Here is a 1,182-nt window from a genome sequence, read left to right on the forward strand (position 1 = left end):
CGAACATCGCGGGTGTGGCGGCTGGTGCGGAGACCACGACGCAGGCGGTCACGCAGGCCCATGCCGCGGTGAGCGAGATCGCCCAGCTCGCCGGCACCCTCCGCACCGAGGTCGGACGCTTCACCGTCCGCTGACGCGCGCCCCGGCCGCCCCGGGCCGGCCCGACGACGATCCAACCCCTGCCACAGGAGCAACCCACATGACCAGCACGACCCCCGCCCGCCGCTCGCCGGTGCAGCGGTTCGCCGACCTCTCGATCCGCACCAAGATCCTCACCGCCGTCGCGGTCGCCGCCCTGGTGGCCACGGTGGTGGGGGTCAACGGGATCCGCTCGCTCGGGGCGACGACGGACGACGCCCGCCTGCTGTACTCCAAGAACCTGCTGGGCGTCGACACCGCCGCGGACATGCAGATCGCCGTCGGCGACATGCGGCTGCGGGCACGCGACACGGTCATCAAGACCTCCCGCGCCGACAAGCAGGCCGCGCTGGAGGACCTCGACGCGGCGTACCGGACGTTCCTCGAGGCCGCCGACGCCTACGACATGACCGGCATCGACGCCGAGGTGCAGCCGGTCTTCGACGACCTCCGGGTGGTCGCGGAGGAGTACATCGAGATCCAGACGACCGACATGGCCGCGCTCGCGCTCGCCGGTCGCACGCGGGCGTGGTCGGCCATGAACGAGCAGCGGGTCAGCCCGCTGACCTCGGAGATGGGCGACGCGGTCGAGACGCTGCTCGAGCACGAGCGGACCACCGGCGCGGAGGCGGTCGCGGCCATCGAGGACTCCTACTCCTCGACGCGGACCACGATGGTCCTCGTCCTGCTCGTCGGTCTCGCGCTGGCGCTCGCCCTCGGCTGGGCCGTCGCTCGTGCCGTCGCGCGCAACACCGGCCGCGTCAAGGCGGTCATCGACGCGCTCGCCGAGGGCGACCTCACCCGGCGCGCCGACGTCGCCAGCCGAGACGAGCTCGGCCAGATGGCGACCGGGATGGACGCCGCCACGGCCCGGCTGCGGGAGCTGATGGCCTCCATCAGCGGCTCGGCGGACGCGGTGGCCGCGGCGTCGGAGCAGCTCTCCGCCTCCTCGCAGCAGATCGCTGCGGGTGCGGAGGAGACGTCGGTGCAGGCGGGTGTGGTCTCGGGTGCTGCGGAGGAGGTGTCGCGGAACGTGTCGACGGT

The 1,182-nt window shown here is 73.1% G+C and carries 1 protein-coding gene; it reads left to right on the forward strand.

The genetic code is table 11. The features are described from left to right. Nucleotides 1–199: 199 nt before the first annotated feature. Nucleotides 200–1,182, forward strand: a 983-nt coding sequence (locus AB0N29_RS20915; RefSeq protein ID WP_364870197.1) for a methyl-accepting chemotaxis protein, incomplete at its 3' end; no start/stop codon positions are given.

The sequence above is a fragment of the Nocardioides sp. NPDC092400 genome, from assembly GCF_040684155.1.
Lineage (GTDB): Bacteria > Actinomycetota > Actinomycetes > Propionibacteriales > Nocardioidaceae > Nocardioides.